General features: G+C 38.9%; 5 protein-coding genes. 3 read left to right on the forward strand and 2 right to left on the reverse strand.

All coding sequences use genetic code 11. The features are described from left to right. Nucleotides 1-3 precede the first annotated feature (3 nt). Both ACESK1_RS11435 and lipB read left to right on the forward strand, forming a co-directional pair. A complete protein-coding gene (locus ACESK1_RS11435) occupies nt 4-162 on the forward strand; it encodes a YqaE/Pmp3 family membrane protein (protein ID WP_372920315.1) in 159 nt (52 codons plus the stop codon). A gap of 3 nt (nt 163-165) precedes the next feature. Then, nucleotides 166-870: a lipoyl(octanoyl) transferase LipB gene (lipB, locus tag ACESK1_RS11440; protein ID WP_372920311.1), complete on the forward strand. Its 705-nt coding sequence runs from the start codon at nt 166-168 to the stop codon at nt 868-870. 7 nt (nt 871-877) lie between these two features. Here the strand turns inward: lipB and ACESK1_RS11445 are convergent, their stop codons facing one another. After that, nucleotides 878-3,322, reverse strand: a complete 2,445-nt coding sequence (locus ACESK1_RS11445) for a hypothetical protein (protein ID WP_372920312.1) — start codon at nt 3,320-3,322, stop codon at nt 878-880. Between the two features lie 90 nt (nt 3,323-3,412). On the opposite strand from ACESK1_RS11445, the gene ACESK1_RS11450 reads away from it, so the two are divergent. Further along, nucleotides 3,413-4,894 (forward strand): SLC13 family permease, encoded by a 1,482-nt coding sequence (locus ACESK1_RS11450; RefSeq protein ID WP_372920313.1) that lies wholly within the window; start codon nt 3,413-3,415, stop codon nt 4,892-4,894. Here the strand turns inward: ACESK1_RS11450 and ACESK1_RS11455 are convergent. Next, nucleotides 4,891-5,910, reverse strand: coding sequence for a helix-turn-helix domain-containing protein (locus ACESK1_RS11455; RefSeq protein WP_372920314.1), 1,020 nt, complete (start codon nt 5,908-5,910; stop codon nt 4,891-4,893). The two genes, ACESK1_RS11450 and ACESK1_RS11455, sit on opposite strands and share 4 nt — an antisense overlap. Between the last annotated feature and the right edge of the window lie 311 nt (nt 5,911-6,221).

The following is a 6,221-nucleotide window of genomic DNA, read 5'->3' on the forward strand; positions in this document are numbered from 1 at the left end:
ATTATGAGTGTTTGGAGAGTTATACTTTCTATTTTGTTTCCGCCCCTTGCCGTGTATGATCGCGGCTGTGGCTCTATCCTTATCGTATTGTTATTAACTTTACTGGGTTGGATTCCCGGAGTGATCGCAGCGCTTATAATTCTGAATAATCCGAATAAATAGAGGATGAATAAGAAAATTGAACTGCAACAACTCGGATTAAAAGATTACAAAGAAACCTGGGACTACCAGGAAGATCTCTTCAAACAAATTCTGGATTTAAAGATCAGGAACCGTAGAGAGGAATTGAACCTTGAAACGCCTAATTATCTTTTGTTGGTTGAGCATCCCCACGTCTATACTTTAGGTAAAAGCGGCGATATAAAGCACCTCCTGATTTCGGAAGAAGAACTGGAAAAAAGAAACGCAAAGTATTACAAGATAAATCGTGGAGGCGACATTACCTATCACGGCCCGGGGCAAATTGTTGGCTACCCCATTATTGATCTCGAGAATTTCTTTACCGATATCCATAAATACCTGCGCCTACTCGAAGAAATGGTTATCCTTACTCTTGATGAATATGGCCTAAAGGCTAAAAGAAGTCCGGGTGAAACCGGGGTTTGGCTGGACGTGGGAACTCCCTTTGCCCGAAAAATTTGCGCGATGGGTGTTAGAGCGAGTCGCTGGGTTACCATGCATGGTTTTGCACTCAACGTGAATGCAAATCTGGGGTATTTTGATAATATTGTTCCCTGCGGAATTAAAGGAAAAGCCGTAACCTCCCTGAATGTGGAGCTCGGAAAAAAAGAAGTTCCAATGGTTGAAGTTCAGGAGAAATTGCTGAAGCATTTTTTCCATCTTTTTGAAGCAGAAATGCTGAAGAAATAACTTTTCTCTAAAACCTATAGATCAAAATCTCCCCATTATCCCCTTTCACCACGAATTCCGGGGAATTATCAATATCGATATTAGCGATGTCTATTGCTGAGGTGCCGTAAACCGGGAAGCCCGGTAATAATTCAGCATTACTGTCAAGTACATAGACCTTCTGGGTTTGTAGATCGGTAATGGTGATGTAGTATTTATTATTTACCAGAAATATCTTTGGCTCGGTATAAACTCCGAAGTCCATTGCAATTTCCTTATCTCTTATTTTCAGCATATTTTCTGAAAAACTGACCAGTAAATTAGAAGTAGCATCAAGCTTGTAATTGTCGGCAAAGTTTAAATTTTGTCTCGAAACTTTCCCTTTTTCATCTACTGAAACAATTTCCCCGAGGCTGCTTCCTGAAATGAATTGTCCTTCAAATTCATACCAGGGATTTTCTGAAAAATTGAAGTTCTCATTTGGCTTGACCCTATGCTTTCCCTGGCGGGATAAAATGTTGAGTTTACCGGATTCTTCTGCGATTAAGATATAATCCCTATTGCGCATTCTTATATGCTTTGGAGGGAATAAGACCTCTGAGCTGGTTTGGTCAAAACCAAAACCTTTTACGCTTCTGCCTTTTGAATCATACATAAAAAGCTCCCTTCCCTGGGTGACCAGAAAACGGTAGTTGCGATTATTATCATAATCGAATAAAGCCAGGGGTTGTGTGATCTCATCTTTAAATTTTAGCGGAAATGGTTTTACGGGTTTTCCATTTCGGGCAATTACTTCCAGTCGGTTTGGGGTTGCGAAGGCCAATTGAAACTTGCCGTTTTTAAGAATATCAACTTCTTTAATTTCGCCTAAAATAGGTCCATCCAGTTGTTTTTTCCAGAATATTGTCCCTTTGTTGGAAATTAAATACAGCACATTATTGATGTCCTGCACGGCGATATCTTTCTGGTTATTGGTATGATTGCTGAAAAAAACGGGTTTCCCCAGAATTTCAGCATCCAGTTTAACCGAAAGAAGTTGCTCCGTATTTCTCCGGGCTGCTGGGGCTTCAGATTTATGAAAAATTCCATGGATATGAGAGAAATCCCTGTCGGCAACCACTTGAAGCGCAGTGAGCCTATTATTTCCAAAATCCAGCTCTGCTATTTCGTTTCCGAATCCTTCAGTAGCTTTCTCCTTTATAATTTCTTTAAAACCTTCATTATTGGCCACCAGCAAAATGTTTGAAGCTGCTGCCATATATTCAAAAGCATTCATAAAATACTCCTGTTGTGCGAGGGTATTTTTGTTCGCAAAAGCTGTGATCACATCCTGTAAATGTTCCTTTTTATTGCTGAAAAGAACAAAATTCTCCAAAACAGTAAAAAACCGAAAGTCTTTAGCATTCATTAAAGGCTTTAGATTTTCTTTGAAGAGTTCAGGATCATCAAATTCAGAGATGGTAACATTTCTAAAATCCTCCCAGGCAATACGAAATCTCTTCAGATTTTGTTCCGCAAGGACCACATCCAGATTATTCAATACTACTACTTCCTCTTCCGAAAAATGGATCACACCAATTTCTGAAGTATTCTCCAGAAGCTTTTTTTCGATCGAAGAAAAATCCTTCTGAAAATACCTGTTCAAATTCTGTTCAAATTGTTCAAAATCTTGGTAGCCAAAAGAAGAATATCCTGGTGCTGATGCCGGTACAACCTGGGATATCTGATTTGGACTTGCACCTGTATTTTGAAAGATTTGCTGAACCCCGGGCTTTTTTGGCCACAGGCTTAATCCGTTAAAACGGATAGAACCTTCAGTTTCTGCCAGGTCAATGCTACTCCAGCTACCAAAATTTGTAAATGTAGAATCGGCTTCGGGAAACCAATTTGTAAATTTTTCCCCGGACAGTTTGTGGTTTATTAAAACAGAGTTTTTTTTAGGGTCAGTGGCTTTATAAGCCTTTTGAAATTCGGCATCGCTGAAATTTTCTTTCTTTTCAAGCAGGGCCTTTAGATTTTTCCGGGAATTACTGGCCAGGAAGATACCTTTCTCTCTGGTTATGAAGAAAACATTTTCTTCAATGCTAACCTTATCAAACTCGAAGTCATCAAATTTTATTCGTTCAACTGATTTGTTTTTTACCGAATCTAATTTCAGTTTCGGTTGATTTTCACTTATCAGGATGAAAGTATACTTATCTTCTGCAAGGTCAGAAAAAGCGATTAGAGAATTCCCCAGACTATCTATGTGCTGCAAAAATGAGAAATTTTCCTGGAGGTCAGTCTTCAGCTTAAAATCGTTTTCATTTAAAAATTCTAAGGAGGAGAGTTTTTCTTTTAGCCTCGCCAGATCCGGAGACTGAATAACCATTTCGCTTTCTTGCGGCAACCAGGAAATCAAGTCTTGTTTGGGGGTTTTTGGCTGGCAGGCCAAAAGCAGAAAAACGAATATGCCCGTGAGCATCTTTTTCATGATAGCAGGAAATTTATGCTAAAATTAGTAACTTCCGTTGAATATGGAAGCAAAGCATTTATTTTCCTGAGCTAATTTTCACTATTTTGAATGAATAAAACTGTAAAAACGGCGATACTATTTGCCGGACCTCTTGTTTTTATCCTACTCCAGCTAATTGGAAAACCGGCTTCAATGCCTGATGCTGCTTTTGATGTACTCTGTGTGACCATCTGGATGGCCATGTGGTGGGTAACTGAAGTAATACCTATTTCAGTTACCGCTCTCTTGCCTATTATATTGTTTCCCCTTACAGGAGCACTCTCAATTGAAGCCACTACAGCGGCTTTTGGCCATAAATATGTTTTCTTATACCTGGGAGGTTTTATCCTTGCAATAGCTATTGAGAGATGGAATCTTCACCGGAGAATTGCTCTAAACATCATAAATCTTATAGGAAGTAAATTAAAATATATTATCCTGGGTTTTATGCTGGCCACAGCTTTCCTCTCAATGTGGATTTCCAACACGGCAACCGCGGTAATGATGCTGCCAATTGGAGCTGCTATTATTTCCCAAATAAAAGATATTCCGGGAGCTTCGAAAGAAGAAAATCAGCAATTTGGTAAAGCTTTAATGCTTTCTATTGCCTATAGTGCATCTATTGGTGGAATCGCAACCCTCATAGGTACTCCGCCAAATCTGGTTTTTGCGGGAATCGTGGAAGAACTCTATGGCATAGAAATAAGTTTCCTCCAATGGAGCTTGCTAGGCTTCCCGGTATCAGTGATCCTGCTATTTATGTGTTGGAAATATTTAACCAATTATGCCTTTAAATTTAAACACAGGGAAATTCCAGGCGGAATAGAAGAAATCCCCAAGCAGATTAACTTGTTGGGTAAAATGAATACTGCTGAAAAAAGGGTATTGATTATTTTTGCCTGTACCGCCTTCCTATGGATTAGCAGATCTTTTTTGCTTGAGCCTTTTTTTCCCTTTATTGATGACACTATAATTGCGATTACTGCAGGTGTGATTTTGTTTGCTATCCCTGCCGGAGACCGAGGAAAACCATTGTTAAATTGGGAAGAAGCCGTGGAACTTCCATGGGGAATAATACTGCTTTTTGGCGGGGGAATGGCTTTGGCCAGGGCCTTTGGAGACTCCGGGCTGGCCGTTTGGATAGGTGAACAACTTAGTGGCCTGGAGCATCTGCCATTGTTTTTATTGATTCTGATTTTGGTAGCAACTGTGAATTTTTTAACTGAAGTAACCTCTAATTTAGCGACTACTGCCATGTTATTACCTGTCCTCGCAACTATGGCCGTGGCTCTAGATCTTCATCCCTTCATTTTAATGGTTAGTGCCACCCTTGCAGCATCCTGTGCTTTTATGATGCCCGTGGCCACCCCGCCTAATGCCGTAATTTTTGGCTCAGGATACCTGAGAATTCCTGATATGATTAAATCTGGAATTTGGCTAAATGTTCTTTCTATTCTATTAGTGAGCCTGGTGGTTTATTATTTCCTTCCTGAAATATGGAATTTCGATCCGGAAACGGTACCGGAAATTTTTAAGAAGATTAATATTTAAGACTGTTTCTTTCGGGTTTTAAGAAAATATTTTGGATTTACACCGTATTTCTCCTTAAAGATCTTAGAGAAATAACTTCTGTTGTTAAGACCTATGGCCACAACGATTTCTGAAATATTTTTTTCAGAATTCATCAGCATCTCTTTTGCAGCCTCCAGCTTTTTGTGCTGCATATATTTGTTTACCGTAAGATTGTACACGTATTTAAAGCCCTCCTGCAGTTTATTGACATTGGTTCCTGCTTCTTTGGCCAGGGATTCTACGGTATGATTGCTTCCCAGATCTCCCTGGATACGTCTCACCACATAATTCACCTTTTCAATATCAGATTTCCGAAGTATCTGCGGTAGTTTGTCTTCGGCTTCGTCATCCTGATACTGGGCGATTTGTATTGCCAGCATTTCAAAAGTTTTACCCTCCAGGAATATAGATCTTAGAAAACCGGTATAATTTCGGTTATCTATTTCCTCCATAAGGTCAGCCGCTTTTATACTGTAATTCCCCTGGTAAAAGAATTGCTTCTTAGAAACATCATCCTTAAAAAGGTCTTTAAGAGTTGGATCAAGATCCCGGAAGTTATGATTGGACCGCGCCACAAAAGAGGATCTTATGATTTCCAGACTGGAAACATGGGTTTGTTCATTCGCGGCAAAATATAACACATGCCCATTGTACCCGCTGCTGGATACAATGATATTCTGGTAAGTTTCTACCGTATTTATATGTTCCTGAGATTGAAATGAATGTCCTACACTTCCTTCGGAACAGAAAATGAATTTTAGAGGATGAATTGTATTAAGTGAGAAATGAATCTCTACATCTTCATAGAATTTACAATTATAGGTGATCACACCAATACCTGGATCAAAGCTTGCGCCTCTTATATAACCCTCTCCCAGGTTCTCTGGTATCTGAATAACAAGTTCTCCATTCCCGTTTTGAACTTCTAATCCAAGACTCCGGGCTAGGTCTTCAATGATTTCCTGAACCGGGAGCGTTTTGACATCTATCCTCATAAAAATTTTATGAAATATTTATACCCCCTAAAAATACACAGGACGGGTGTTAATTTTTTTGTAATTAAGAAATCTTAACGTGTTGAGATTTCGTGCAAAATTAGAATTTAACATTTGTTTTAGGCTATCAAATAGTTTATAGAGCAATAGTAATTGCAAAAACGTTAGAATTAACGAGAGGTTACATCCTCAAAAACTGTCTGGTTCTTCTTATTTTTTTTATAAACGGCATGATTAATTTTTTTAACGGTAAAAGAAACTTATTAATTATCAGAAATTTACCTCCTTAAATTTTAGAGCCCTAATACCAT

Source organism: Salegentibacter sp. (genome assembly GCF_041642575.1).
Lineage (GTDB): Bacteria > Bacteroidota > Bacteroidia > Flavobacteriales > Flavobacteriaceae > Salegentibacter.